This is a genomic window from Mitsuokella jalaludinii DSM 13811, from assembly GCF_000702905.1.
GTDB classification, from domain to species: Bacteria; Bacillota; Negativicutes; order Selenomonadales; family Selenomonadaceae; genus Mitsuokella; species Mitsuokella jalaludinii.
Window position 1 is genome coordinate 1 of sequence record NZ_JNKR01000017.1, and the last position, 25,460, is coordinate 25,460.

At 59.6% G+C, this 25,460-nt stretch carries 27 protein-coding genes; 8 read left to right on the plus strand and 19 right to left on the minus strand.

The window, feature by feature from the left end:
- The 13 genes from T518_RS08515 to rpsB all read right to left on the minus strand — a co-directional run.
- Window positions 1-180, minus strand: a 180-nt coding sequence (locus tag T518_RS08515) for an IS200/IS605 family transposase (protein WP_036378252.1), incomplete at its 3' end; no start/stop codon positions are given.
- A 190-nt stretch (window positions 181-370) separates the two neighbouring features.
- On the minus strand, window positions 371-2,086 hold the full coding sequence (locus tag T518_RS08520) for a proline--tRNA ligase (protein WP_036378254.1): 1,716 nt from the start codon (window positions 2,084-2,086) through the stop codon (window positions 371-373).
- Entirely contained in the window at window positions 2,073-3,170 is a 1,098-nt protein-coding gene (gene ispG, locus T518_RS08525) for a flavodoxin-dependent (E)-4-hydroxy-3-methylbut-2-enyl-diphosphate synthase (RefSeq protein ID WP_415950120.1), read from the minus strand. The genes T518_RS08520 and ispG overlap by 14 nt, the downstream gene beginning before the upstream one ends.
- 27 nt (window positions 3,171-3,197) lie before the next feature.
- Window positions 3,198-4,235, minus strand: a complete 1,038-nt coding sequence (gene rseP, locus T518_RS08530; protein WP_036378258.1) for an RIP metalloprotease RseP — start codon at window positions 4,233-4,235, stop codon at window positions 3,198-3,200.
- Between the two features lie 60 nt (window positions 4,236-4,295).
- On the minus strand, window positions 4,296-5,444 hold the full coding sequence (locus tag T518_RS08535) for a 1-deoxy-D-xylulose-5-phosphate reductoisomerase (protein ID WP_036378260.1): 1,149 nt from the start codon (window positions 5,442-5,444) through the stop codon (window positions 4,296-4,298).
- A 10-nt stretch (window positions 5,445-5,454) separates the two neighbouring features.
- Window positions 5,455-6,285 carry a phosphatidate cytidylyltransferase gene (locus tag T518_RS08540; RefSeq protein ID WP_036378262.1) on the minus strand — a complete coding sequence of 277 codons (831 nt, stop codon included), beginning with the start codon at window positions 6,283-6,285 and terminating at the stop codon, window positions 5,455-5,457.
- 16 nt (window positions 6,286-6,301) lie between these two features.
- Window positions 6,302-7,099, minus strand: coding sequence for an undecaprenyl pyrophosphate synthase (uppS, locus tag T518_RS08545; RefSeq protein ID WP_036378265.1), 798 nt, complete (start codon window positions 7,097-7,099; stop codon window positions 6,302-6,304).
- Window positions 7,100-7,184: 85 nt separating this feature from the next.
- Entirely contained in the window at window positions 7,185-7,355 is a 171-nt protein-coding gene (locus tag T518_RS08550; protein ID WP_036378266.1) for a DUF362 domain-containing protein, read from the minus strand.
- A 24-nt stretch (window positions 7,356-7,379) separates the two neighbouring features.
- Window positions 7,380-7,598, minus strand: coding sequence for an RNA-3-phosphate cyclase (locus T518_RS08555; RefSeq protein ID WP_244881914.1), 219 nt, complete (start codon window positions 7,596-7,598; stop codon window positions 7,380-7,382).
- A 1-nt stretch (window position 7,599) separates the two neighbouring features.
- A complete protein-coding gene (gene frr / locus T518_RS08560; RefSeq protein ID WP_036378267.1) occupies window positions 7,600-8,157 on the minus strand; it encodes a ribosome recycling factor in 558 nt (185 codons plus the stop codon).
- On the minus strand, window positions 8,157-8,897 hold the full coding sequence (gene pyrH / locus T518_RS08565) for a UMP kinase (RefSeq protein ID WP_036378268.1): 741 nt from the start codon (window positions 8,895-8,897) through the stop codon (window positions 8,157-8,159). The genes frr and pyrH overlap by 1 nt, the downstream gene beginning before the upstream one ends.
- A 223-nt stretch (window positions 8,898-9,120) precedes the next feature.
- Window positions 9,121-9,990 carry a translation elongation factor Ts gene (gene tsf / locus T518_RS08570; RefSeq protein WP_036378269.1) on the minus strand — a complete coding sequence of 290 codons (870 nt, stop codon included), beginning with the start codon at window positions 9,988-9,990 and terminating at the stop codon, window positions 9,121-9,123.
- An 86-nt stretch (window positions 9,991-10,076) separates the two neighbouring features.
- Window positions 10,077-10,802, minus strand: a complete 726-nt coding sequence (rpsB, locus tag T518_RS08575; protein ID WP_036378270.1) for a 30S ribosomal protein S2 — start codon at window positions 10,800-10,802, stop codon at window positions 10,077-10,079.
- 468 nt (window positions 10,803-11,270) lie between these two features.
- Between rpsB and T518_RS08580 the strand changes: the two genes are divergently transcribed.
- Window positions 11,271-12,485: a dicarboxylate/amino acid:cation symporter gene (locus tag T518_RS08580; RefSeq protein WP_036378271.1), complete on the plus strand. Its 1,215-nt coding sequence runs from the start codon at window positions 11,271-11,273 to the stop codon at window positions 12,483-12,485.
- 161 nt (window positions 12,486-12,646) lie between these two features.
- Entirely contained in the window at window positions 12,647-13,162 is a 516-nt protein-coding gene (locus T518_RS11995; RefSeq protein WP_155948117.1) for a hypothetical protein, read from the plus strand.
- Between the two features lie 82 nt (window positions 13,163-13,244).
- Here T518_RS11995 and T518_RS08585 read toward each other — a convergent pair whose 3' ends face one another.
- The gene (locus T518_RS08585; RefSeq protein ID WP_036378274.1) at window positions 13,245-14,624 is read right to left on the minus strand and encodes an amino acid permease; all 1,380 of its coding nucleotides are present in this window, start codon (window positions 14,622-14,624) and stop codon (window positions 13,245-13,247) included.
- A gap of 208 nt (window positions 14,625-14,832) precedes the next feature.
- Here T518_RS08585 and T518_RS08590 point away from each other — a divergent pair, with 208 nt between their 5' ends.
- The 4 genes from T518_RS08590 (at window position 14,833) to T518_RS08605 (ending at window position 18,483) form a co-directional block, all read left to right on the plus strand.
- Window positions 14,833-15,471, plus strand: coding sequence for a YigZ family protein (locus T518_RS08590; RefSeq protein ID WP_036378276.1), 639 nt, complete (start codon window positions 14,833-14,835; stop codon window positions 15,469-15,471).
- A 95-nt stretch (window positions 15,472-15,566) separates the two neighbouring features.
- Window positions 15,567-16,706, plus strand: a complete 1,140-nt coding sequence (locus T518_RS08595; protein ID WP_036378277.1) for a trans-sulfuration enzyme family protein — start codon at window positions 15,567-15,569, stop codon at window positions 16,704-16,706.
- A gap of 48 nt (window positions 16,707-16,754) precedes the next feature.
- Entirely contained in the window at window positions 16,755-17,930 is a 1,176-nt protein-coding gene (locus T518_RS08600; RefSeq protein WP_036378278.1) for a MalY/PatB family protein, read from the plus strand.
- A gap of 28 nt (window positions 17,931-17,958) precedes the next feature.
- Window positions 17,959-18,483, plus strand: a complete 525-nt coding sequence (locus T518_RS08605; RefSeq protein ID WP_036378279.1) for a DNA-deoxyinosine glycosylase — start codon at window positions 17,959-17,961, stop codon at window positions 18,481-18,483.
- A gap of 207 nt (window positions 18,484-18,690) precedes the next feature.
- Here T518_RS08605 and feoB read toward each other — a convergent pair whose 3' ends face one another.
- The 3 genes from feoB to pdxR form a co-directional block, all read right to left on the minus strand.
- The gene (gene feoB / locus T518_RS08610; protein ID WP_036378280.1) at window positions 18,691-21,036 is read right to left on the minus strand and encodes a ferrous iron transport protein B; all 2,346 of its coding nucleotides are present in this window, start codon (window positions 21,034-21,036) and stop codon (window positions 18,691-18,693) included.
- A gap of 172 nt (window positions 21,037-21,208) precedes the next feature.
- On the minus strand, window positions 21,209-21,409 hold the full coding sequence (locus T518_RS08615) for a Sec-independent protein translocase subunit TatA/TatB (RefSeq protein WP_036378305.1): 201 nt from the start codon (window positions 21,407-21,409) through the stop codon (window positions 21,209-21,211).
- Window positions 21,410-21,543: 134 nt separating this feature from the next.
- The gene (gene pdxR, locus T518_RS08620; protein WP_036378281.1) at window positions 21,544-22,944 is read right to left on the minus strand and encodes a MocR-like pyridoxine biosynthesis transcription factor PdxR; all 1,401 of its coding nucleotides are present in this window, start codon (window positions 22,942-22,944) and stop codon (window positions 21,544-21,546) included.
- Window positions 22,945-23,082: 138 nt separating this feature from the next.
- Here pdxR and T518_RS08625 point away from each other — a divergent pair, with 138 nt between their 5' ends.
- Complete coding sequence (locus T518_RS08625) at window positions 23,083-23,607, plus strand: ECF transporter S component (RefSeq protein WP_036378283.1); 525 nt, start codon at window positions 23,083-23,085, stop codon at window positions 23,605-23,607.
- Here T518_RS08625 and T518_RS08630 read toward each other — a convergent pair.
- Entirely contained in the window at window positions 23,604-24,065 is a 462-nt protein-coding gene (locus T518_RS08630; protein WP_036378306.1) for a methylated-DNA--[protein]-cysteine S-methyltransferase, read from the minus strand. The genes T518_RS08625 and T518_RS08630 overlap by 4 nt on opposite strands.
- 122 nt (window positions 24,066-24,187) lie before the next feature.
- On the minus strand, window positions 24,188-24,862 hold the full coding sequence (locus T518_RS08635; RefSeq protein ID WP_036378285.1) for a hypothetical protein: 675 nt from the start codon (window positions 24,860-24,862) through the stop codon (window positions 24,188-24,190).
- A gap of 184 nt (window positions 24,863-25,046) precedes the next feature.
- Between T518_RS08635 and T518_RS08640 the strand changes: the two genes are divergently transcribed.
- The gene (locus T518_RS08640; RefSeq protein ID WP_036378286.1) at window positions 25,047-25,409 is read left to right on the plus strand and encodes a heavy-metal-associated domain-containing protein; all 363 of its coding nucleotides are present in this window, start codon (window positions 25,047-25,049) and stop codon (window positions 25,407-25,409) included.
- Window positions 25,410-25,460: the final 51 nt, after the last annotated feature.

Below are 25,460 nucleotides of genomic sequence, written 5' to 3' on the forward strand. Positions count from 1 at the left end.
ACAGGCCTCGGCTTCTAACAAGTTCACCTGTTTCCACCGACACAGTTCCCTTAAGATTTGACCAATCTCGTACCGCTTCTGACCATAAAAGACCTTTCTTCTGTATTTAGGGGCAAATACAATATGATATTTACACTCCCATTTTGTATGTGATAAACTATGTACATCGTAATCTTTCATTACGATATACCTCCTTTGTCGTATTGGTTGCAGTTGACGGACCGCAACTTCATACTTCAAGGGAGGTTTATTAAATCCTTTAAAGACTCATCGCTAAAGCTTTATCGAGCCCCTGGTCTAACCAGGGGTTTTCTATATACAAAAAGAGCTGCACCAGATGGTGCAGCTTTTTTGATTGCCGTTTTGGATCTCAAAGGTCCTTGAGCAGCGCCTGGACTTTCTCGAGGTAGTCGGCGCGGGTGAAGTTGTAGACTTCGCCGGTCTTGCGGACTTTGACTTCGATGACGTCTTCCTCGACAGCCTTCGGGCCGATGGTCACGCGGACCGGATAGCCGATGAGGTCGCAGTCTTTGAACTTGACGCCGGCGCGCTCCTTGCGGTCGTCGAGCAGGACGTCGAGGCCGGCCTTGCGGCACTCTTCGTAGATGCCCTCGGCGTACGTCAGCTGCTCTTCCTTCTTGGCGTTGACGGCGACGACGACGACTTCGAACGGCGCGATGGCGCGCGGCCAGACGATGCCCTGGTCGTCGTTGTTCTGCTCGATGGCGGCGGCCATCGAGCGGCCGACGCCGATGCCGTAGCAGCCCATGACGAGCGGCTGCTCTTTGCCGTTCTCGTCGAGGAAGGTCGCGCCCATCGCCTGGCTGTACTTCGTGCCGAGCGTGAAGACCTGGCCGGCCTCGATGCCGCGCGTCATCTTGAGTGGTGCGCCGCAGTGCGGGCACGGGTCGCCCTCTTTGACCATGCGCAGGTCGGTGACGATGATGGCGTCCTTATCGAAGTCGCGCTGCGGGTTGACGTTCTTATAATGGACGTCTGTCTCGTTGGCACCCGTGACGGCGTTGTGCATGTTCATGACGGTCGCGTCGACGAGCACGTGCGTGCCCTTCTTGATGCCGATGGGGCCCATGAAGCCGGGGCAGCCGCCGGCAGCGCGGATGGCCTCTTCGTCGGCCATGCGCAAGTCGAGTGCGCCCTCGATCTGGTTGATGACCTTGATTTCGTTGACATCGTGGTCGCCGCGGATGAAGGCGAGCACGAGCTCATCCTTGTCGGTCTGGTAAGCGACGGCCTTAATCGTCTTGTCGGCCGGCACATGGAGGAAGTCGCAGAGGGCCTCGATGGTGTTCGTGCCCGGCGTGCTGACTTTCTCGAGCGGCAGTTCGTCCTCAAAGGGGATCTCTACCGGCTTGAGCTCGGCCTTCTCGTCGCTCGCTGCGTAGTCGCACTTCGTGCAGACGGCGATGTTCGACTCGCCGGCGTCGGCGAGGACAGTGAACTCGTGGGAGTGGCCGCCGCCGATGGCGCCGTTGTCGGCCTCGACCGGGCGGAACTCAAGGCCCATGCGGGTGAAGATGTTCGTGTAGGCGTCGTACATCTTCTTGTACGACTCGTTCATTCCCTCGACGTCCTTGTCGAAGGAGTAGAGGTCCTTCATGATGAACTCGCGGCTGCGCATGAGGCCGAAGCGCGGGCGGCGCTCATCGCGGAACTTGTCCTGGATCTGGTAGAGCATCAGCGGCAGCTGCTTGTAGGAGCGGACTTCGTCGCGCACGAGCGCCGTGATCATCTCTTCATGCGTCGGTCCGAGGCAGAAGTCGCGGCCATGGCGGTCCTTGATGCGCATCATCTCATCGCCGTAGACGCCCCAGCGGCCGCTCTCCTGCCAGTACTCTGCCGGCTGCAGGATCGGCATCATGATTTCCTGGCCGCCTGCTGCGTCCATCTCCTCGCGGATGATCTGCTCGATCTTGCGGATCGTGCGCCATGCGAGCGGCAGGAAGGTGTACATGCCGCCGGCCGTCTTACGGATCATGCCGGCGCGGTACATGAGCTGATGGCTGGCAATCTCGGCCTCAGCTGGCGTGTTTCTAAGTGTTGGTGCGTAAAGGTTACTTGCTCGCATGTTTGCGTTCCTCCAATATCTGGTCAATTTCCTGGAATAATTCGTTCACGAGGTCGGCTTCGGGCACTTTGCGGACGATCTCGCCCTTGCGGAAAATGAGGCCCTCGCCGTTGCCGCCGGCAATGCCGACGTCGGCGCCGCGCGCCTCGCCCGGGCCGTTGACGACGCAGCCCATGACGGCCACCTCGATGGGCTCTTCGATGTCCCTGAGCTTCTCCTCGACCTGGGCGGCGATGGCCGGCAGGTCGATGCTCGTGCGGCCGCAGGTCGGGCAGGCGACGAGCGTCGGACCGTACTCCTTGAGGCCGAGTGACTTCAAGATCTCATTGGCGACGCGGACCTCGACGACGGGGTCGCCCGTCAGCGAGATGCGGAAGGTGTCGCCAATGCCCTCGGCGAGCAACGCGCCGATGCCGACGGCCGACTTGATGATGCCCGTGTTGACCGTGCCAGCCTCGGTGATGCCGAGGTGCAGCGGGTAGTCGACCGTCTGGCTCATGAGGCGATAGGCCGCAATCGTCAGCGGCACGTCGTGCGCCTTGAGGGAGATCTTCATGTCGTGGAAGTCGAGTGCCTCTAGGATGCGCACGTGCTCCATCGCCGACTCGACGAGCACCTCCGGCGTGACGCCGCCGTACTTCTTGAGGATCTTCTTGTCGAGGGAACCGGCGTTGACGCCGATGCGGATCGGGATGCCGGCCTCTTTGGCGGCCTCGACGACGGCCTTGACCTTCTCCTCGCCGCCGATGTTGCCCGGGTTGAGGCGCAGGGCGTGGATGCCCTGGTGGATGGCCTCGAGCGCGAGCTTGTAGTCAAAGTGGATGTCGGCAACGAGCGGCACGGTGACCTGGCGCAGGATATTGCCGAGGTTCCTGGCGGCCTCCATGTCGGGCACGGCGAGCCGCACGATATCGCAGCCTGCGGCCTGCAGGGCGCGGATCTGGGCGACAGTCGCCTCGGTGTCCGTCGTCTTCGTATTCGTCATCGACTGCACGGAGATCGGCGCACCGCCGCCAATCGCGACCTTGCCGATGTGGATCTGGCGCGTCGGACGGCGCTTCTGTAAATCGTACAAATCGTACACTTCCTTTCGAATTAGTCGGTGTCAGCCTCAGCCGCCGAAGATCACGCGGACGATGTCGTTCTTCGTCGCGAGCAGCATCAAGAGGAGCAGCAGGACGATGCCGACGTTCTGCGTGTAGCGCAGGGCAGTCGGACTCAGCGGCTTGCCGCGCACGGCCTCGACGCAGAGCGTCAGGAAGTGGCCGCCGTCGAGTGCCGGTATCGGGAAGAGGTTGACGATGCCGAGGTTGAGGCTCAGGAAGGCCGCGAAGTTGAGGAGCGGCACGAAGCCCATCTGGGCGACCTCACCCGCCATCTGCGCGACACCGATTGGGCCGGCGAGCTCCGCGCCCGACAGCTCGAGGACGATCTTGTAGAGGGCGTCGACCATCATGTAGAGGATGGCCCCCGTCTTCTGCACGGCGAGCTTGGCCGACTCGACAAAGCCCGGGTAGTGCGTGTCGACGGAGCCCATGACGCCGACCATCGCGCGCTGCGAGCTCGAGTCGTAGGCCGGCGTGACCGTCGTATCAAACGACTCCCCGCCGCGCTCGACGGTCAGGTTGACAGGCTTTCCCGCGCTGTCCTTGACGCCGGCGACGAAGTCGGACCACGTCGCGATTGGCGTTCCGTCAATGGCGAGCACGCGGTCGCCGTCCCTGAGGCCAGCTTCGGCCGCCGGCTTGCCCGCGAGCACCGTGCCGAAGACCGGCTCTGTGCTCGGCGTGCTGACGCCGGCGAAGAAGAAGATGCCGAAGAACAGGAAGAGCGGCAGTATGAAATTCATGATGGAGCCCGCGAGGATCACAATCATGCGCGAGCTCACAGGTTTCTCGCAGTAACCGCGGCTGCCTGCATCGTTCTGCTCGGGGTCCATGCCGGCGATGTCGTTGAAACCGCCGAGCGGGATCGCGCGGATGGAGTACACCGTCTCACCGCGCTGGAAGCTCACGAGCTTCGGCCCAAAGCCGATGGCAAACTCGTCGACGCGCATGCCCGTCATCTTCGCCGTGACGAAGTGGCCGAGCTCATGCACGAGGACGAGCAGGCCGAAGACAAAGACAGCTGCTGCTATTGTCAATACCATTGCTTCACCATCCTTTTATCGTGTCATAGTGAATCTTGCAGTGAATCAAATGAGGACGCATCACTTCGCGAGCAGCGAGGCAGCGTATGCGCGCGCCCACTTGTCTTCCTCGAAGAGCTCCTCGAGTGTCGGCTCGACGATGCATTCGCGCTTCATCATCGTCTCTTCGATGATGTCGTAGATGTCGAGGAAGTGGATGGCATCCTTGAGGAAGGCGCCGACGGCGACTTCGTTGGCCGCATTGAAGACGCACGGCATCGAGCCGCCCATCTTGCCGGCCTCGTAGGCAAAGCGCAGACCCTTGAAGGTATCGGTGTCCGGCTTCTCGAAAGTCAGGTCCTTGAGCTTCCAGAAGTCGAGTCGCTCAAAAGTCGAACTCTGGCGCGTCGGGTACGTCAGGGCGTACTGGATCGGCAGCTTCATGTCGGGGCAGCCGAGCTGCGCGATGACGGAGCCGTCGCAGAACTGGACCATCGAGTGGATGATGCTCTGCGGGTGGACGACGACCTGGATCTTGTCGTAGTCGACGCCGTAGAGCCACTTCGCCTCGATGACCTCAAGGCCCTTATTGACGAGCGAAGCTGAGTCGACCGTGATCTTCTGGCCCATGTTCCAGGTCGGATGCGCGAGGACCTGCGCCTTCGTCGCGCCGATGAGCGCTTCGCGCTTCTTGCCGCGGAACGGGCCGCCGGAGCAGGTCAAGAGGAGCTTCTCGATCGTCTCGCGCTTCTCGCCCTGCAAGCACTGGAAGAACGCACAGTGCTCGCTGTCGACAGGCAGGATGGAGACGCCCTGCTCCTTCGCGCGGCGCATGACGATCTCGCCGGCGACGACGAGCGTCTCCTTGTTGGCGAGCGCGATGTTCTTCTTGGCGTCGAGCGCCTTCATCGTCGGCTCGAGGCCGGCAAAGCCCATCATCGAGGTCACGACGGTGTCGACGTCCGGGTAGGCCGCCGCGTCGATGAAGGCCTGGCGGCCACCGGCGAGCTTCGTCTTGCCCGTGTAGCGCGACTTGAGGCGCGCGTAGGCGGCCTCGTCGGAGAGCACGGCGAGCTCCGGCTCGAACTCGCGGATCTGCTTTTCGAGCAGTTCGTCGCTCGCATTGGCCGCGAGCACGGAGATGTGGAAGAGCTCGCGATGGCCGCGCACGACGTCGAGCGTCTGCGTGCCGATGGAGCCCGTAGAGCCTAATACAGCAATATTCTTCATAGCATTTCCCTCACTTCAGGCCAAGGCCCGCGATCAGCACAAAGTAGTAGACGAGCGGTGCCGTGAAGAGCACGCTGTCAAAGCGGTCCCAGACGCCGCCGTGCCCCGGGATGATATTGCCCGAGTCCTTGATGCCCGTGTAGCGCTTCGCCACCGACTCGACGAGGTCGCCGAGCGTCGCCAGGAGCGAGATGCAGAAGCCGAGCACGGCCATCTCGACAATCGGCAGCGAGAAGAACGCGCCGAGGCCGGCGACGGCTGCCGTCGTGCCGATGACAGAGCCGAGGAAGCCCTCGACCGTCTTGTTGGGGCTGATCGTCGGGCAGAGCTTGTGGCGGCCGATGGCCGAGCCCGTGAAGTAGGCAAACGTGTCGCTGGCCCAGGTGCCGATGAACATGACCCAGATCATCGCGCAGCCGAACTCAAAGGAGCCCAGCGAGGTCATGAGGTGCTGCTCTGGATAGAGGTAGCGCAGCATGACCATGTGCGCAAACGGCAGGCCGAGGTAGAGGATGCCGGCGACCGACGTGCAGGCGTCGACGAAGGAGACGCGGCCGTGCAGCAGGACGCTCTCCAAGAGCACGATGAGCACGATGCCCGTCGTGACGGCCATCGACTCCTCGGCGTTGCCGAGCCACGCGCAGCCCCAGAGCAGGATGAGCCCGAGAATGCCCGTCAGGAACGTCAGATTGTTGCCCTTCCGGTGGAAGGCGCGCGCGTATTCAAACCAGGCCAACACGGAGAGCACGAGAGCAAAGCCAGCGAACAGGGCTCCGCCCGTCTGGATGACGAAAGCAGCCAGCGCGATGCCGACCACGCCTGTGATGATTCTTGTAAACAACGAAACCGCTCCTATCTTATTTATTGGTCAGGCCGCCAAAGCGGCGGTCGCGCCCGGCAAAGTCGACGAGCGCGTCGACGAAGCAGGCGGGCGTGAAGTCCGGCCAGTTGACATCGGTGAAGTAGAACTCCGCATAGGCCGACTGCCAGAGCAGGAAGTTCGAGAGGCGCTGGTCGCCGCTCGTGCGGATGACGAGGTCGACGGGCGGGTCGCCAGCCGTGTCGAGCTGCTGATCGATGGCCTCGGCGTCGATGTCCTCTGGGGCAATCTCCCCTGCCGCTGCCTTGCGCGCGAGCGACTGCGCCGCGCGGATGAGCTCATCCTGGCCGCCGTAATTGGCCGCGACGTTGAAGCGGATGCCCGTGTTGTCCTTCATGAGCGCCTCCGCCTCGCGCATCTGGCGCTGCAGGCCCTCGGGCATGCCCTCCATGCGGCCGATGAAGCGGATGCGCACATTGTAGTCGTTCATCTCCTCGAGCTCCTTGATGAGGTACTCCGAGAAGAGCTTCATGAGAAATTCGACCTCAGGGCGCGGGCGCTTCCAGTTCTCCGTCGAGAAGGCGTAGACCGTCAGGGCCTCGATGCGCAGATCGATGGCCGCCTTGAGGATGTTCTTGAGCGTCTTGACACCGGCCTTGTGGCCCGCCGTGCGGATGAGGCCCTTGCCCTGTGCCCAGCGGCCGTTGCCGTCCATGATGATGGCGACATGGCGCGGCAAGCGCTGCCAGTTGATTCTATCGTAGAGCGGGTTCTGATTGGCGGGCGCTTTTTCCTCGCGCGCCGTTTTTCCACCGCCAAATATCTTTTTCCACATACTATATCTCCATCCTGAGAGACTATTCCGTGTAGAATAACGAAAAGCCCCTCTCGCATAAAAAAGAGGGGCCGCTCGTCATCCATCAGGGAGCTTCGATTGCGGATACCGGGCAGCCGGCAGCGCAAGCACCGCACTCAACGCACTTGTCTGCGTCGATCTCGTAGTGCTCTGCACCCTCGCTGATTGCCTCAACCGGGCACGTAGCAGCGCAGGAACCGCAGGAAATGCAGTCATCAGTGATCTTGTAAGCCATTCATCTCGCCTCCTTCTCTAGTTTTTAGTGGTCCAGCTTCCTCTGCTTTGCCGCAAGAGTCAGCAGGATCGTGCCATCCGCCTGCTCTCGCACGCGGACGACGTAAAGACAGGTTGAATCTGTCTTGAAAAAATCACGCGTTGGGCGTGTTATTTCCGTTTGCCAGGGGCGGCCGGCCTCGCGAAGCATCGCTTCGGCCTCGGCGAGCGGCCGCGCCAGGATGTCAGGCGTCATCTGAGTCATATCAGACTTCCATGACCTCTTTCTCCTTGACGTCCTTCGCCGCATCGGCGAGCTTGACGTACTTGTCAACGAGTTTCTGCATGGACTCCTGACCGCGCTTCGAATCGTCCTCAGTGATCTCCTTGGACTTCTCGAGCTTCTTGATGGCCTCATTGCCGTCGCGGCGGATGTTGCGCAGGGCGACCTTGGCCTCCTCCGTCTTCTTGTTGACCGTCTTGACGAGCTCCTGGCGACGCTCCTGCGTCAGAGCCGGGATGGAGAGGCGGATGGCCGTGCCATCGGAGTTCGGGCTCAGGCCGAGATCCGACTTCATGATCGCGACTTCGATGTCGTGCAGGATGGATTTCTCCCACGGCTGGATCATGATCATGCGCGGCTCCGGCACGGAAACCTTCGCGATCTGGTTGACCGGCGTCGGGGCGCCGTAGTAGTTGACCATGACCTTGTCGAGCAGGGACGGCGTAGCGCGGCCTGCACGCAGCGAGGCGAACTCGTGCTTGAGGGCCTCGATGCTCTTCTTCATGCGTTCCTCATGGGACGCGAGAATGTCTTTTACCATTACTCATTTCCTCCTACCGTCGTGCCGATCTCCTCGCCGAGTGCTGCGCGGACGATGTTCTCGTGGTCATCGATGTTGAAGACGAGAAGCGGGATCTTGTTGTCCATGCAGAGGCTCGTGGCCGTCGTGTCCATGACCTGCAGGCCCTTGTTGAGGATCTCGATGTACGTCAGCGAATCAAATTTCTTCGCGTTGGCATTCTTGTTCGGATCGGAATCATAGATGCCATCCGTGCCCTTCTTGGCCATGAGGATGACATCGGCTTCGATCTCTGCAGCACGCAGAGCGGCCGTCGTATCCGTCGAGAAGTACGGATTGCCCGTGCCGGCGCCAAAGATGACGACGCGGCCCTTCTCCATGTGACGGATGGCCTTGCGGCGGATGTACGGCTCTGCGACCTGGCGCATCTCGATGGCGGTCTGTACGCGCGTGTCCACATCGAGCTTCTCGAGTGCATCCTGCAGGGCGAGTGCGTTCATGACCGTGGCCATCATGCCCATGTAGTCGGCCGTCGCGCGGTCCATGCCCTTGGCCGAGCCGGCGAGCCCGCGCCAGATGTTGCCGCCGCCGACGACGATGGCGACGTCGACGCCGCGCTCACGGATTTTCTTGATCTGCTTCGCGATATCCTCGACAACAGCCGGGTTGATGCCGAAGCCCTGATCGCCGGCAAGCGATTCACCACTGAGTTTCAGGACAATGCGTTTATATTTTGCTGGTTCCAAAATATTACCCTCCATCTAAATGTCACTGCATCTTTCTCTATTATAAGGCCATTGTTCCAGATTTTCCATAGGAAAATCCACCTTGCAGCCTTTCAACGAGGCGGGAGATAGGCTCACCGCCTATTTCTAGATGTTTCCCCCATTTACGGAGATTTTCTGCCTCGTTATAACCTCTAAAAAAAGAGAACACAATCCATTATGTGTTCTCTTTCTTTCCGGTCTGGCTTTTTCCGGTTGATTATTTCATCTGAGCAGCGACTTCAGCAGCGAAGTTCTCCTGCTTCTTCTCGATGCCTTCGCCGAGCTGGTAGCGCGTGAATGCCGTTACCTTGACGTCGCCGAGGATGTCCTTGACCGTCTTGTCGGAATCCTTGACGAAGATCTGCTCGTTGAGGCAGACTTCCTTGTAGTACTTGTTGATGCGGCCTTCGACCATGCGCTCAACGATTTTCTCCGGCTTGCCCTCTTCGAGAGCCTGCTTGCGGAGGACTTCCTTCTCGTGCTCGAGAGCTGCTGCATCGACACCGCTGCGGTCGATGGCTGCCGGAGCTGCTGCAGCGATCTGCATAGCAACGTCCTTGCCGAGCTCTTCATCGCCGCCCGTCATGTCGACGAGGACGCCGATCTTGCCGCCCATGTGAATGTAGCTGGCAACGCGGCCTTCCGACTCATAGCGGACAAAACGGCGCAGGGAGATCTTCTCGCCGATCGTAGCCGTAGCTTCCGTCACGAGAGCAGCGACCGTCTTGCCGTCAATCTCGCTTGCATTGAGGGCATCGAGGTCAGCCGGGTTCGTTGCAGCGATGTGCTTCGCGATCTTCTCTTCGAGAGCGCGGAACTGCTCGTTGCCAGCAGCGAAGTCCGTCTCGCAGTTGACTTCGACGAGAACGCCGACTTTTGCATCGTCGCTGATGTAAGCGGCGACAGCACCCTCTGCAGCGATGCGGCCAGCCTTCTTCTCAGCCTTCGAGATGCCCTTCTCACGGAGCCAGTCGATTGCCTTTTCCTTGTCGCCGTCCGTAGCCGTCAGGGCCTTCTTGCAGTCCATCATGCCTGCGCCCGTCGTCTCGCGCAGCTCTTTTACCATTGCAGCCGTAATCTTTGCCATTGGTTCTTTTCCTCCTAATAAAAAGGAGGGGCAAGGGATAACTCCCTTACCCCTCCCGGTCTTCTTATCGAATCTGGATTTCTGGATTATTCAGCAGCCGGTGCTTCTGCAGCTTCTGCTTCGCTATCCTCACCCTGACGACCCTCGAGGACTGCATCAGCCATGCGGCCCGTGAGGAGCTTGACAGCGCGGATTGCGTCATCGTTGCCCGGAATGACGTAGTCGATCTCATCCGGATCGCAGTTCGTGTCGACGATTGCAACGATAGGAATGTTGAGCTTGCGAGCCTCAGCAACGGCGATGCGCTCCTTGCGCGGATCGACGATGAAGAGTGCGCCCGGCAACTTGTTCATCTCTTTGATACCGCCGAGGTACTGCTCGAGCTTCTCCATCTCGTGGCGAAGACCCTGGACCTCTTTCTTCGTGAGGACTTCGAACGTGCCGTCTGCTTCCATAGCCTCGAGCTCTTTGAGACGAGCGATGCGCTTCTGGATCGTGCGGAAGTTCGTCATCATGCCGCCGAGCCAGCGCTCGTTGACATAGAACTGGCCAGCACGCGTAGCTTCTTCCTTGATGGCTTCCTGAGCCTGCTTCTTCGTGCCGACGAAGAGGACGCTCTTGCCTTCCTCTGCAACGCTGCGAAGGAATGCATAAGCCTCGTCAACCTTCTTGACCGTCTTCTGAAGGTCGATGATGTAGATGCCGTTGCGCTCCGTGAAGATGTACTTTGCCATCTTCGGGTTCCAACGACGGGTCTGATGTCCGAAGTGGACACCTGCTTCAAGTAACTGTTTCATGGAAATAACTGCCATGTTGGTGCACCTCCTGTTTTTTTCTTCCGCACCTTTCATTTCTCTGCACCACCCATTTCGGGCACAGGGCAGCGATCGAGGCGCGTGCTATTTTTACACCGTTAGAAATTATATCATAAGAGAAGTGCCTTGACAATCGTTTCCCCGCATTTTTTTTGCGCGCTGCTCACAGGAATCATGCACGGCAAAGCTGTCTTCCTTATTATAAGCAAAATTATACGCAAAGAGATTGTGTCAAGGAATCGGATTCGATTTACAATAATACAGAATACTGCCCCGCATTGTCCACGTACGATGTATGTATACCGTATACTTATTCCATACCAGTGGACATCCCCTGCTCTTTTCTCTATAATAAAAAACTGTAATAAGGAATTGGCATTATCTATCATACAAATGCGAAAATATATCGCAGCCAATGACTGATCACGCATACGCGAAGTACGCAATACCCAAGGAGTGATTTTCATGAACTTATCGATCAAGATCTTCATCGCGCTCGTGCTGGCCGTCATCGTCGGCCTGATTGCGGGCGAACCGGCACTGCCGTTCATCAACTGGTGGATCGCCCCGATCGGCACGATCTTCATCAACCTCATCAAGATGATGATCGTCCCCGTCGTCCTCTGCTCGCTCGTCGTCGGCATGACGAGCCTCGGTGACACGACGAAGCTCGGCCGCATCGGCATCAAGACGATCCTGCTCTACCTCGTCACGACGGCTATCGCCATCATCATCGGCTTCAGCGTCGCAGGCCTCGCGCATCCGGGCCTCGGCCTCCAGATGACATCGGACGCTGTCGTCAAGGTCAAGGAAGCGCCGTCGATCATGCAGGTCTTCGTCGCGATGGTCCCGGCTAACCCGGTCGCTTCGATGGCCAAGGCGGATATCCTGCCGGTCATCGTCTTCGCGCTCTTCATCGGCGTCGGCATCCTCAAGGTCGGCGGCGAGCGCGCAGACATCCTGATCAAGTTCTTCGACGCCTGCGCGGAGGTCTCCTACAAGATCATCGGCATCGTCATGAGCTTCGCTCCTATCGGTGTCTTCGCCCTGCTGCTGCCGGTCGTCGCCAAGAACGGCCCATCCGTCCTGCTGCCGCTGATCTCCGTCATCGCCTGCGTCGCCGTCGGCTGCCTCATCCATGCGGTTGCCGTCTACTCGACGCTCGCCAAGGTCTGGGGCGGCCATACGCCGGCACAGTTCTTCCGTGGCATGAGTGAGGCGATGCTGATCGCCTTCACGACTTGCTCGAGTGCAGCGGCGCTGCCGGTCAACATGAAGAACAGCCAGGAGAAACTCGGCGTCTCGCGCGATGTCTCCTCCTTCGTCCTGCCGCTCGGCGCGACGATCAACATGGATGGCACGGCACTCTACATGGGCGTCTGCTCCCTCTTCATCGCGAACGTCTTCGGCATCGACCTGACGTACGGCCAGATGGCCATGATCGTCCTGACGGGCACGCTGGCCTCCATCGGCACGGCAGGCGTCCCGGGCGCCGGCCTCATCATGCTCGCGATGGTCCTGCAGAGCGTCAACCTCCCGATGGAAGGCCTCGCTCTCGTCGCCGGCATCGACCGTGTCCTCGACATGTTCCGCACCTGCCTGAACATCACCGGTGACGGCGCCGTCGCCATCGTCATGGATCAGGAAGAAAAGAGATACGCCAAGAAGCAAGCTGCGTAATCGCTTCCCACAACGACACACATTACAAGAAGCCTCCTGCATGGCAGGGGGCTTTTGATTTGCAGGTGATTTGCGGATTCAGATTCGATTTACATCGAGTCATATAAGACGCCGCAGCGGGCAGACAACACTGCGCAGGGCAGGCTGCTGAAAGAATTTTTTTGCCCTTCAATTTGACCCTGAAAAAGACAAAAACGCGCTGCGCTTGGACGCTTGTCTTTTTCAGGGGATCTGGTCGGCAAAAAAATTCTTTCTTGACGCAGCTCTGCCAATGCTCCGCTTATGTCTGCCCACTGCGGCTCAGTTCCTTCCCGCCCTATTCACTCGCTTCATTCATCTTCTTTTTTGCAGCTTCCATGAAACGAGATGAAGCCTTCTGTCAACACACGGAACTGCCTGGCTATCTCGATGTCCGAAGGCTCAGTTGCTCGAAAGACGGCGGCACCAGCACCCCGTTAGCGGAGCGTTCAAATTCCTGCGTGAAGAAGCGATTTTTGTCTTCCTCTCATGCCCCTAGAAAAGAGCAGCCGTTCAAGCGCAGCGCGTTTTGCTCTTTTCTAGGGATTCATTGGAAGACAAAAATCGCTTTAGCAGGAATTTGCCGCGCAGCGTTGGGGTGCTGGTGCCGCCGTCTCGCCATGCTGGATGTCACGCAGTCCTGCACAGCGCAACGTTGACAAGCAGCTACGGCGCCTCCCCATGCGAGATGGCAACAAAAAAGCCGCCTCTATCCAAGAAGCGGCTTTTGACGGATTCGATTCAGTGAAGTGCACGTGCGGCGCTGGTGGCGCGGCGGTGCTGGCGCAGGCGGTACCAGGCCATCGGGAATACGAGCATGGGGACGCCGGCGTAGAGGGCCTCGCGCAGCTCTGGCTCGAAGACCATGACGACGAGGCAGAAGACCTGTGCCCAGATGCCGAACAGCGTGACATACGGGAAGAACGGCGTCTTGTAGCGCAGCGCCCCTTCCGTGCCCTCGGCGATCTTGCGCTTGCGGCTGCGGTACTCGCTCCAGCAGATCGAGATCCAGGCAATCGCGCCCGTGAAGCCCGATACGGCCAAGAGGTACGTGTAGAGCGCTGAATCCGGGTCAAACGAGTAGAGCAGGATGACGGCCCAGCACGCGCAGATCGAGACGAGGATGGAGCGCGACGGCATGCCGTTCTTGTTGATGTGGCCGAGCGTGCTCGGGGCCATGTCCATGCGCGCGAGCGCATGCAGGGCGCGAGCCGCACCGTAGAGGCCCGAGTTCGAGCACGAGATGGCCGCCGTCAGGATGACGAAGGCGAAGAACGCGCCGAAGCCCGAAAGGCCGTACTGCGTGACAGCTGCCGCAAAGACACTCTCATCGAGGCCCGCCTTGTCCCAAGGCAGGATGGAGATCAGGAGCGAGATTGGGATGATGTAGAGCGCGATGATGCGCCATGTCACGTTGCGCACCGCAATCGGGATGCTCTTCTCCGGCTTCTCGCACTCGCCGGCGGCAAGGCCGATAATCTCCGTGCCCTGGAAGTTGACGAGGATGATGACCATCGTCAGCACGATCGACCAGTAGCCGTTCGGCGCGAAGCCGCCGCTGCCGAGAAGGACCTTTGTGCCGATATAGCCCTGATCGCCGATGAGGCCGAGGCAGATGAGGCCGGCCACGATACTGAAGGCTGCAAGAGCGATGATCTTGATCAGAGACAGCCAGAACTCACTCTCGCCGAACTTATCGACATGGAACAGATTGAGAATCGTCACCAGGAGTCCGAAGAACACAGCCCACCAGAGCTGGCTGACTTCTGGTATAAAGTTATTCATGATGATGCCAGCGGCAATCATCTCGGATGGAACGTACGCAACCCAGGTCGTCCAGTAGGCCCAGCCCACACCGCAGGCCCAGGTCGGAGAGATGTGCTCCCTTGCATACGTGACAAAAGAACCCGATACAGGTTTTTCCACCGCCAGCTCCGCGAGGCAGAGCATGACGCAAAGCACGATGACCCCGCCCAAGAGATAGGCGAGGATCGCGGCCGGGCCCGCTTTTTCGAGAACATACCCGGTGCCGAGGAAGTAACCACTGCCGATGACCCCGCCCAGCGAGATCAGTTGCAGATGGCGATTCTTTAACCCTCTGTTCATTTTCGACTCGTTCATTACCTTAATAACACAACCTTCCCAGTGCCGCTTCGATCTGTGATTTGTATAGCATTGCCATCCGCGACACTTCCATTATTTCAACCTAAAGGATACTACAAAACGATAGCAATTACCATAGCTCTGCAGATAAAATTTTCAGATGAGACATACGCGCAGGAAATAGGGTATAATTATTTTAAGAAAGAAATACATCCAGGAGGCAATCATGAACGGCTACCGAACCATACGCGAGACGGACGACTCCGTCGAGACGCTCTACGAGATACAGAAATCGAGATTCATCACGCACATCCGCCACGTCGAGACGGAGGAAGAAGCGCGCGCCTTCATCCAGGCCATGAAGAAGCAGTACTTCGACGCGCGCCACAACTGCTCTGCCTACGTGCTCGGCGAGCGCGCCGACAAGCAGAAGTCAAACGACGACGGCGAGCCGGGCGGCACGGCGGGCAACCCCATCCTCGAGGCCATCAAGAAGAACGCATTGACGGACGTTGTCATCGTCGTCACGCGCTACTTCGGCGGCATCAAGCTCGGCGCGGGCGGACTCATCCGCGCCTACGGCCATGCCGCCGTGCTCGGCATCGAAGCGGCCACGCGCATCGAGATGACGCCCTTTACCGAGCTCCATGTGACAATCGGCTACGACCTCCTGGCGACAGTCGAGCACTGGATCCGGCAGCAGGAGATCCGCACAGAGGAGGCCGACTACGCCGAAGCTGTCACGCTCCACCTCCTGCTGCCGCCCGCAGAAGTCGAGTCGCGGCTGATGGAACTGCGCGACCTCACAAGCGCCAACTTCCAGTCGGAAGAGGGTGCGACGCGGCGCATCGCCCTGCCGTGCTGATGTCATTGACAAGAACAGCTGCTTTCCCTTATAATAGCAGCTATACCTACTAGAACGATATGTCTTCCAAAGATTTGCTTAACAGGAGGAATCTCATGAACGATTACACCCTTGAAGTGCACGGCTGCCACAAATACGATGCGACCGGCGCCATCAGCGAACCGATCTACCTCTCGGCGACATACCGCCACCCGGGCTACAAGCAGAGCACGGGCTTTGACTACGGCCGCGTCGCCAATCCGACGCGCAAGGAGCTCGAGGACGTCCTCGCCAAGCTCGAGCGCGGCCAGCGCGCCTGGGCCGTCTCATCGGGCATGGCCGCCATCAACATGGTGCTCCATCTGCTGAATCCCGGCGACCACATCCTGCTCTCCGAGGACCTCTACGGCGGCACCGTCCGACTCGTCAACGACATCTACAAGAAGTACGGACTGACCTTCGACTACGTCAACACGGCCGACCTCGAGGCGACGGCGGCAAAAATCCGCCAGGAGACGAAGATGATCTTCATCGAGACGCCGTCAAACCCGATGATGCTCGTCAGCGATATCCGCGCCCTCGCTGCGCTCGCCCACGAGAACGGCGCCCTGCTCACCGTTGACAATACCTTCCTCTCGCCGCATTTCCAGAAGCCGCTGACGCTCGGCGCCGACATCGTCGTCCACAGTGCGACGAAGTACATCTGCGGCCACAACGACATCATCGCGGGCGTCATCGCGATTGCCGACGCTGATGCCGGCTACGGCAAAGATCTCGAGCTCTACATCAAGTCGGAAGGGCCGAACCTGACGCCGATCGACTCGTGGCTGCTGCTGCGCAGCATCAAGACGCTCGGCCTTCGCGTCGAGCGCCAGGAAAAAAATGCCATGAAGATTGCCGACTGGCTCAAGCGTCAGCCGACTGTCACCGATGTCTACTACGTCGGACTGCCCGACCATCCGGGCCACGCGCTCCACAAGAGCCAGGCCACGGGCTTTGGCAGCATGATCTCCTTCAAGGTCAAGTCGCCAGAACTCGCCATCAAAGTGCTCGGCCGCCTCAAGCTCATTGCCTTCGCCGAGAGCCTCGGCGGCGTCGAAAGTCTGCTGACGTACCCGATCGCCCAGACGCATGCCGAGATGCCGAAGGAGCTGCTCGCGCGCACGGGCCTCGACGACCGCCTGCTGCGCTTCTCTGTCGGCATTGAGGATCCCGAGGACCTCATTGCTGACCTCGACCAGGCCTTGAACAGCTGATCCCTCCGGCTCCCTGCTAGCCCTTCCCACAGAAAGCGAGTGATTTTTATGCCAATTGATTTTGATACAGTCATCGACCGCCGCGGCACCTCGTGCTTCAAATACGACTTTGCCGTCGAGCGCGGCTATCCGCAGGGCATCCTGCCGTTCTGGGTCGCCGACATGGACTTTTCCACACCGCAGCCCGTCATCGCGGAGCTCACGCGCCGCGTCCAGCACGGCATCTTCGGCTACACCGACCCGAAAGAGTCGTACAAGCAGACCATCGTCGACTGGATGACGGAGCACCACGACTGGACGCCCTCGACGAAGGCCCTGACCATCACGCCGGGCGTCGTCTTCGCGCTGGCCACAGCCGTGCGCTGCTTCACGAAGCCCGGCGATGCCGTCCTCCTGCAGCAGCCCGTCTACTATCCGTTCAGCGAGGTCATCCGCCAGAACGGCCGCCAGCTCGTCAACAGCTCTCTTGTCCTCAAGGACGGCCACTACGAGATTGACTTTGCGGACTTTGAAGATAAGATTGTCAAAAATAATGTCAAGCTCTTCCTGCTCTGCAGCCCGCACAATCCGGCCGGCCGCGTCTGGACGCGCGAGGAGCTGCTGCGCATCGCCTCCATCTGCCTCAAGCACGATGTGCTGATTGTCTCCGACGAGATCCATGAGGAGTTCGTGCGCCCTGGCTTCCGCCACACAGTGCTCGCCTCGCTCTCGCCGGAGATTGCGGCGCAAACGATCACCTGCACCTCGCCGTCGAAGACCTTTAATCTCGCCGGCCTGCAGATCTCGAACATCTTCATCGAGAATGACGAGCTTCGCAAGCGCTTCCGCGCTGAGATCTCGGCGGCCGGCTACAGCCAGCCGAACGCGCTCGGCCTCTTCGCCGCCCAGGCAGCCTACGCAGAAGGCGGCTCGTGGCTCAAGGAGCTCTTGGCCTACATCGAAGGCAATTACAAGAAGACGAAGGCCTTCCTCGCCGAGAAGATGCCCAAGGTGACGCTTATCGAGCCTGAGGGCACGTACCTTCTCTGGCTCGACTTCTCGGCCTACGGCCTCTCCGACGAAGAGCTCGACGACATCATCATCAACGACGCGAACCTCTGGCTCGACTCCGGCCACATCTTCGGCAAGGCGGGCCGCGGCTTCCAGCGCCTCAACATCGCCTGCCCCTGGAGCACGCTCCAAAATGGCCTCGAGCATCTGGCCAAGGCCTTTGAGAACCGCTGACTCGCTTATCCAGAAAGGTCGCATCCACATGCTCTGTATCGGACTGTCGCCCAGCATCGACAAGGATTGCCGGGCGCTCATCTTAGGCTCCATGCCCGGCGTCAAGTCGCTCGAGGAACAGCAGTACTACGCCCATCCGCAGAACCGCTTCTGGCCGATGATGGCCGACCTGCTCGGCGAAGCGCTGCCCTCCCGCTATGAGGAAAAGCTCGCTATGCTGCTAGACCACCACATTGCCCTCTGGGATTCTATCGGGCAGTGCGAGCGCGAGGGCAGCCTCGACTCCGCCATCCGCGAGGAGCGGGGCAATGACTTCACTGCGCTATTGCAGGCGTACCCGGCCATCCGGGCCATCTTCTTCAACGGCGGCAAGTCGTCCCAGGCCTTCCGGCGCCACAACAAGGCGCTGCTCCAGCGTCCCGACATCGCCTTTTACGCCATGCCCTCGACGAGCCCGGCCAACGCCCGCTGGCGCCTGCCCATGCTCGAAGAGACGTGGCGAAAAGCTTTGACAGAGGCCGGAATCCTCTGCTATACTGAAAGCAAGAAATAGCGGCGAACCATTCGTCCGCTGCCGATTCACCCCATGCCATAATCGACAGGAGGTCTATATGCCATCTTCCATCTGGCTGATCTTAGCCATCATCGTCACCGCGTTCTTCTTCTATCTCGAGACACGGGACGTCGAAGATTGACATGCAGAAAAGCGGCTGTACATCGCGTACAGCCGCTTTTTAGTATCTCGATATCTTGATCTTGATTACAGGAGCATGCCGATTGTATGGACGATAAAGGCGACGATCCAGGCGATGACGCACTGGAAGATGACGACCCAGATGGCCCACTTCGTGCCGAGCTCGCGTTTGACGGAGGTGATGGCAGCGACGCACGGCGTGTAGAGCAGGCAGAAGGCCAGAAGCGATGCAGCCGCAAGAGGCGTCAGCACCGTCGAGATGGAGCTCGTGCCGAACAGGACGCCGAGTGTCGAAACGACGCTCTCCTTGGCCATGAAGCCCGAGATCAGCGCCGTCGAGATGCGCCAGTCGCCGAAGCTGAGCGGCGCAAAGACAGGCGCGATGACGCCCGCGATCGAGGCGAGCATGCTCTCGGAGGAATCCGCGACCATGTCGAGGCGGAAGTCGAACGTCTGCAGGAACCAGATGACAATCGTCGCGATGAAGATGACGGAGAAGGCGCGCTCGAGGAAGTCCTTCGACTTTTCCCAGAGCAGCTGCATGACATTGCGGCGGCCCGGCATGCGGTAGTTCGGCAGCTCCATGACAAAAGGCACGGCCTCGCCCTTGAAGATGGTGTTCTTGCCGAGGTAGGCCATGAGGATGCCGACAAGCATCGCGCCGAAGTAGAGGACGATCATCGGCAGGGCGCCGTAGTCGCCGAAGAATGCCGCGATGAAGAAGCCGTAGATTGGCAGCTTGGCCGAGCAGCTCATGAACGGCGTCAAGAGAATCGTCATGCGGCGGTCGCGCTCAGAAGGCAGCGTGCGCGTCGACATGATGGCCGGGACCGAGCAGCCGAAGCCGATGAGCAGCGGCACGATACTGCGGCCCGACAGTCCGATCCTCCTGAGCCACTTGTCCATGACGAAGGCGATGCGCGCCATGTAGCCCGTGTCCTCGAGCAGGGACAGGAAGAAGAAGAGAGTCACGATGATCGGCAGGAACGACAGCACCGTGCCGACGCCCTGGAAGATGCCGTCGATGACGAGCGAGTGCATCGCCTCATTGACGCCGGCAGCCGTCATGGCGGCATCCGCCTCATCCTGCAGGAAGGCAATGGCTGCGGCCATGAGGTCCTGCAGGGCCGCGCCGATGACATTGAACGTCAGGTAGAAGACGAGGCTCATGATGGCGATGAAGGCCGGGATGGCCGTGTACTTGCCCGTCAGGATCTTGTCGATGCGGCGGCTGCGCTCGTGCTGGCGGCTCTCGTGCGCCTTGTGGAACGTGCGGTCGACGAGCTTGCCGATGAAGGAAAAGCGCATGTCGGCGATGGCCGCCGAGCGGTCGAGGCCGCGCTCCTTCTCCATCTGGCAGATGATGTGCTCGATCATCTCCATCTCGTTCTGGTCGAGCATCAGCGCTTCGATGACATGGCTGTCGCCCTCGACAATCTTCGTCGCGGCGAAGCGGACCGGGATGCGCGCTTCCTTCGCGTGATCCTCGATGAGGTGCATGATGCCGTGCAGGCAGCGGTGCACCGCGCCGCGATGACTCTCCGCATCGCAGAAGTCCATGCGGCCCGGCTTCTCCTGGTAATGCGCGACGTGCAGGGCGTGCGCGACGAGTTCCTCGATGCCCTCGCCCTTGGCTGCCGAGATCGGCACGACCGGGATGCCGAGCAAGGACTCCATCGCATTGATGTCGACGGAGCCGCCATTGCCCGTGAGCTCGTCCATCATGTTGAGTGCGAGGACCATCGGGCGGTCGAGCTCGATGAGCTGCAGCGTCAGGTAGAGGTTGCGCTCGATGTTCGTCGCGTCGACGATGTTGATGATGCCCGTCGGCTGCTCGCGCAGGATGAACTCGCGCGAGACGATTTCCTCTTCAGTATACGGCGACATCGAGTAGATGCCCGGCAGGTCCGTGATTTTCGTGTTCGCGTGGCCGCGGATGCTGCCGCTCTTTTGGTCGACCGTGACGCCCGGGAAGTTGCCGACATGCTGGTTCGAGCCCGTCAGCTGGTTAAAAAGCGTCGTCTTGCCGCAGTTCTGGTTGCCCGCGAGCGCAAACGTCAGCAACTGGCTGTCGGGCAGCGGGTGCTCGCCCTGCTGCACGTGGTAGCGGCCGCCCTCGCCGAGGCCCGGATGGTCCGTCGGTTCATGCGGGATGTGGACCGCTGGATGCTGGTCCGACTCCCAGCCCGGCAGCTTCTCGATACCAATCTGCTTCGCATCGTCGATGCGCAGTGTCAGCTCATACTCGTGGATGCGGAACTCAATGGGATCCCCCATCGGCGCGAACTTCACGAGCGTGATCTCCGCGCCCGGTATCACGCCCATGTCGAGGAAATGCTGCCGCAGCGCTCCCTCTCCGCCGACCGAGCGCACCACTGCGCGCTCACCGGCTTTTAATTCATTCAGATACATAAGACTCTCCTTTTGTCGTAAATACACACCTTCATTGTACTCAAAAAATCTGAGATTGCAAATCAAGTTTAACCGACTGCCCGTCATGACACGATGTTGGGCGACAACAAGGGGTTAAAAAAAGAGCATCCCTGAGGTATTCCTCAAAGATGCTCGTGCACGGATGCGAGATTCACTTTGCAACAGTCTCGGTCTTCTGCTCTGCCTGGGCAATCTGTTTGGCCTCCGCCTTCTCGTCTTCGGTGACGGCGGATTTGAATTCGCGGACGCTCTTGCCGAGCGATTTGCCGACGAGCGGCAGTTTGCCCGGTCCGAAGACCAGCAAGCCGATTGCGAAGATCAGCAGGAGTTTTGGTACGGTAAGACCCATCAACATAAGAAGCACCTCTATCTTTCATCTATCCACTGCGAGTGACGACTCTGTCTCATTGTTTCTCATTATATCATGAATCATCATATATGGAAAATATAGATTCCCTATCGGGTACATAGCAAATATCTATACGGTCACGCCTCAAGGCATGAGACGATGCGGTCGATGGCCTCGTCGAGGCAATCCTCTTCCATGCCAGAGTAGTTGAGCACGAAGGTGTGCGCCGCGCCCTCGGCACTACCGACGTAATAGTCGCTGAGCGGACGCATGCGGATGCCCTTCTGCGACAATTCCTGCTGCAGCACATGATCGTCTTTCCCCGTGTGGAAGCGCAGCAGGAAGTGGAGGCCGGAGCCGCGCTCGATGAGGTCGGCGTGATGGAAGAGGCCGCCCGCCTTCATCGTCTGCAGCAAGGCCTCGCGCCGCTTGCGGTAGCAGTTGCGCATGCGGTTGATGTGCTTCTCGAAGTAGCCTGCGCGGATGAAGCGCGCGAGCGTATACTGCTCAAAGTTCGAGACGGTGCAGCTGTAGAAGCCGAGTTCTCGGTGGAAGACCTTGACGAGCTTGTCGGGCAGGACCATGTAGCTGATGCGGATGGTCGGCGTCAGTGTCTTCGAGAAGGTGTTCATGTAGATGACACGGCCGCTGACATCGATGCCCATCATCGTCGGGATGGGGCGGCCCGTCAGCCGGAATTCACTGTCGTAATCGTCCTCGATGATAAAGCGGCCCTCGCCCGCGCTCGCCCATCCCAGCAGCTCATAGCGCCGGCTGATCGGCGTGATGCAGCCCGTCGGGAAGTGGTGCGACGGGCTGATGTGCAGGACGTCGACACCTTTTTCTTGGAGTTCCTGCGGGCAGATGCCCTGCTCGTCCATCGCCACGGGCACGCAGCGCACGGCATTCTGGCGGTAGACCTGGCGGATCTTGTCAAAGCCGGGATTCTCAACGCCGAAGCACTTGTCGCGCCCCAAAAGCTGCACGAGCAGTCCGTAGAGGTACTCCGTGCCCGCGCCGACGACGATCTGCTCCGGCGCGACATCGAGGCCGCGGAAGCTGCGCAGATGATTGGCGATTGTCTCGCGCAGGCTCATGATGCCCATACCGGGCGAGCGCTCCAAGAGCTCTTCGGCCTGCTGCGCCATGACCTGGCGCAAGAGGCGCGTCCACGTCTTAAACGGGAAATCCTCGGGGCGCAGACTGTTGGCCGTGAAGTCGGCCAGGTACTCAGGCAAACACGCTTCCGGTTTGCGATGGACACGCTGCGCCTGAGCGGGCTTGATGGGCAGGCTGGAAAGACGCGCGACAAAGAATCCCTTCTTCGGCACCGACTGGCAATAGCCTTCCGCCACCAACTGACCATATGCGCCCTCGACCGTGATGACGCTGATGCCGAGCTGGTGCGCGAGCGAGCGCTTCGACGGCAGCTTCTCGCCCGCCTGCAGGCGCCCGGCGAGTATGTCCGCACGGATGCAGCGGTAGAGGTGCTCGTAGAGCGATTCCGCCCCGATGTTCTCGAATGAATAGGTCAGCACAGCAAACGCCCTCTCTCCATCTGGTACTATCTTATCGTCATGCTTTGAATCTTTTTCTAAGGTCAAAACCAGTATATACTAGTCAGCAATAGGACACAAGTCCAGATTGAAAAAACAAGACGAAAGAAGGAAATCATCATGGCATCATCTGTACATCCATCCTCTTCATTCACCACGCGCGAGCTCTGCCTGGCGGCCGTCATGGCGGCCGTCGTCTTCCTCGCGACCTTCGTGCCGCGCATCCCGATCCCGCTCGGATACGCGCATCTCGGCGATGCGGCCATCTTCCTCATGGTGCTCTTCTGCGGGCGCCGCGAGACACTGATCGCGGCCTGCTTCGGCTCGGCGCTCTCGGACCTCATCGGCGGCTTCCCGCTCTGGATCTTGCCGACGCTCATCATCAAGTACTTCATGGCGGACATTGCCTGGCGCGTCATCCGACCAGACAAGACAAAGGCCTCGCCCGCTCGCCTCGTCGTCGGCTTCCTGCTCGCCTCGGCCTGGATGGCTGCTGCCTACACGCTCTTCGGCGCACTGCTCTACGACAGCCTCGCAGCAGGCCTCGCCTCAGCACCGGGCCTCATCGCAGAAGGCGTGCTGAACAGCGCGATCGCGATCGTCGCAGCGGGCATCCTGCAGAAGACACCGCTCGGACAGCGTTAACGGCGCTCCAGCTCCAATAAAGCCTCCTTCATCGGCAGCCCCCAGGCATATCCTGTGAGACTGCCGTTCGTGCCAATGACGCGGTGGCACGGGACACAGATACTCAGGGGATTGGCTCCGACGGCGCCGCCGACAGCATGGTAGGCCCCCGGCCGCCCGATGGCCTCCGCCAGTCTCTTGTAAGTCGTCGTCTCGCCGTAGGGGACTTTCTCGAGCTCCTTCCAGACCTGCAGGCGAAACGGCGTGCCCACGAGCCTGTAGGGGAACGTGAACGCGCGCCGCTCCCCTTCCAGATACTCGTGGAGCTCCCGCGCCGCCCAGTCCGTCACCTCGCTCGGGCGCTCTTCCTCCTGCCGCTCCTTCACGACATCGATAGCAACAACCGCGCCCCCTTCCTCCACGATGCGGAAGAAGCCGAACGGGCAGAGATACAGTCCGATGTGCTTTATCTTTTCCATGATCATCACCTCATGGCCATTCTAGCAGGATGCATGGCCATTTTCTACGAAAAAGCTCACCAAAAAAGAGATTCCCGATGTGCCCAATCACATCGTGGAATCTCTTTCTGTCTCACATAGTCTCACTGCCAGCCCTGCAGTGTCCAGTAATCCTCGATGCCCTTGACGATCGGGTCGAAGATCTCGTCGGTGTTCGTGATGTGCGTGACCTGGAAATGGCCATCGCTTTTCTGCACGAGCTCGACTTTGACGGTCATCTGCGGCACGAGGCGGCCGTAGTCGGAATCATCGCCTGTGACGAGGAACGTCGCCTCAGCCCAGTCGCCCCCCTTGCGCTCGACGCCCTGGAGCTTGGCGCTGTAGTGCTGCGTGAATTTCTCAGCCTCGCCCGCAATCCACTTCGCCTGCTCGTCGCTCTCGCCGATTGGCGCGATGGTCGGCGTCAGGAAGAATTCGAGACTGCGGTTGATGAAGACGAGATCGCTCTCGCGGCGCTCCTTGATGTACGATTCCATGAAGGCCGTGTCGTGGCAGAAGAACCAGTCCTGCGGATACTCTCGGTGGAGCCGCTCAATGTCGCGCGCGAGAATCTCTGTGCTGCTGTCATACCCTTTCGTGACGATAGAGGAAAGGTCAGCATAGCGCTGCACCTTCTGCGCGTCATGCTCTCTGGCGCCCTCCATGAGCTCGTTCAGCGCATATTCCGGCGTGCGGGCCGACTGGTAGCAGTAACCGCTGACACCGATGGCCACGAGCAAGAGGACCACGATCGCGATGAATCCCTTCCTGCGCTTCATAAATAAAACCTCCTAGAAGAATAAAATGATGGATGGATAGTATTCCCCGATTGTATTCAGTCATTTTAGCAGGCTTTTCTGAGTATTATCTGGAGACAGTAAGGCTTGACAGATACCCCCAGCTGGTATATAAATAGTAATGAAGTTTATTTTCAATTACGTTGTTATACAGGGGGAATCCATCATGGCTACAGCAATCGTCGGCATCGTCGTCCTCGTCGCGCTCTTCTTTGCCGTCAAGGGCGTGCTCAAGCATTTCCGTGGGGAAAGCAGCTGCTGCGGAGGCGGGGATGTCAAAGTCCCGAAAAAGAAACTCACAGGCACCATTGTCGCGACGAAGGTCGTCGATATCGAGGGCATGACCTGCGGTCACTGCAAGGCCCGCGTCGAGCAGGCACTCGACACGATTGACGGCGCTGCTGCTGAGGTCAACCTGCACCGCAATCACGCCATCGTCAAGATGACGCGCGAGGTCAGCGACGACGAGATCCGCCGCGCCCTCGCCGGCAGCGGCTATACGATCACGGGCATCCATATCAAAGACTGACTGCGCACCAAAAAAGCCGCATTCCATGACACGGAATGCGGCTTTTTGACG

What these genes read in the sequence shown, in the direction of transcription:
- T518_RS08600 (WP_036378278.1), top strand. Translation starts at nt 16,755, where the DNA reads ATGCCAATTGATTTTGATACAGTCATCGACCGCCGCGGCACCTCGTGC.
- T518_RS08585 (WP_036378274.1), bottom strand. Translation starts at nt 14,624, where the DNA reads ATGAACGAGTCGAAAATGAACAGAGGGTTAAAGAATCGCCATCTGCAA.
- T518_RS08625 (WP_036378283.1), top strand. Translation starts at nt 23,083, where the DNA reads ATGGCATCATCTGTACATCCATCCTCTTCATTCACCACGCGCGAGCTC.
- T518_RS08555 (WP_244881914.1), bottom strand. Translation starts at nt 7,598, where the DNA reads ATGACTCAGATGACGCCTGACATCCTGGCGCGGCCGCTCGCCGAGGCC.
- tsf (WP_036378269.1), bottom strand. Translation starts at nt 9,990, where the DNA reads ATGGCAAAGATTACGGCTGCAATGGTAAAAGAGCTGCGCGAGACGACG.
- T518_RS08605 (WP_036378279.1), top strand. Translation starts at nt 17,959, where the DNA reads ATGCTCTGTATCGGACTGTCGCCCAGCATCGACAAGGATTGCCGGGCG.
- pyrH (WP_036378268.1), bottom strand. Translation starts at nt 8,897, where the DNA reads ATGGAGGGTAATATTTTGGAACCAGCAAAATATAAACGCATTGTCCTG.
- feoB (WP_036378280.1), bottom strand. Translation starts at nt 21,036, where the DNA reads ATGTATCTGAATGAATTAAAAGCCGGTGAGCGCGCAGTGGTGCGCTCG.
- T518_RS08635 (WP_036378285.1), bottom strand. Translation starts at nt 24,862, where the DNA reads ATGAAGCGCAGGAAGGGATTCATCGCGATCGTGGTCCTCTTGCTCGTG.
- T518_RS08630 (WP_036378306.1), bottom strand. Translation starts at nt 24,065, where the DNA reads ATGGAAAAGATAAAGCACATCGGACTGTATCTCTGCCCGTTCGGCTTC.
- rpsB (WP_036378270.1), bottom strand. Translation starts at nt 10,802, where the DNA reads ATGGCAGTTATTTCCATGAAACAGTTACTTGAAGCAGGTGTCCACTTC.
- T518_RS08590 (WP_036378276.1), top strand. Translation starts at nt 14,833, where the DNA reads ATGAACGGCTACCGAACCATACGCGAGACGGACGACTCCGTCGAGACG.
- frr (WP_036378267.1), bottom strand. Translation starts at nt 8,157, where the DNA reads ATGGTAAAAGACATTCTCGCGTCCCATGAGGAACGCATGAAGAAGAGC.
- uppS (WP_036378265.1), bottom strand. Translation starts at nt 7,099, where the DNA reads ATGTGGAAAAAGATATTTGGCGGTGGAAAAACGGCGCGCGAGGAAAAA.
- T518_RS08520 (WP_036378254.1), bottom strand. Translation starts at nt 2,086, where the DNA reads ATGCGAGCAAGTAACCTTTACGCACCAACACTTAGAAACACGCCAGCT.
- T518_RS08580 (WP_036378271.1), top strand. Translation starts at nt 11,271, where the DNA reads ATGAACTTATCGATCAAGATCTTCATCGCGCTCGTGCTGGCCGTCATC.
- T518_RS08595 (WP_036378277.1), top strand. Translation starts at nt 15,567, where the DNA reads ATGAACGATTACACCCTTGAAGTGCACGGCTGCCACAAATACGATGCG.
- T518_RS08550 (WP_036378266.1), bottom strand. Translation starts at nt 7,355, where the DNA reads ATGGCTTACAAGATCACTGATGACTGCATTTCCTGCGGTTCCTGCGCT.
- T518_RS08640 (WP_036378286.1), top strand. Translation starts at nt 25,047, where the DNA reads ATGGCTACAGCAATCGTCGGCATCGTCGTCCTCGTCGCGCTCTTCTTT.
- rseP (WP_036378258.1), bottom strand. Translation starts at nt 4,235, where the DNA reads ATGGTATTGACAATAGCAGCAGCTGTCTTTGTCTTCGGCCTGCTCGTC.
- T518_RS08535 (WP_036378260.1), bottom strand. Translation starts at nt 5,444, where the DNA reads ATGAAGAATATTGCTGTATTAGGCTCTACGGGCTCCATCGGCACGCAG.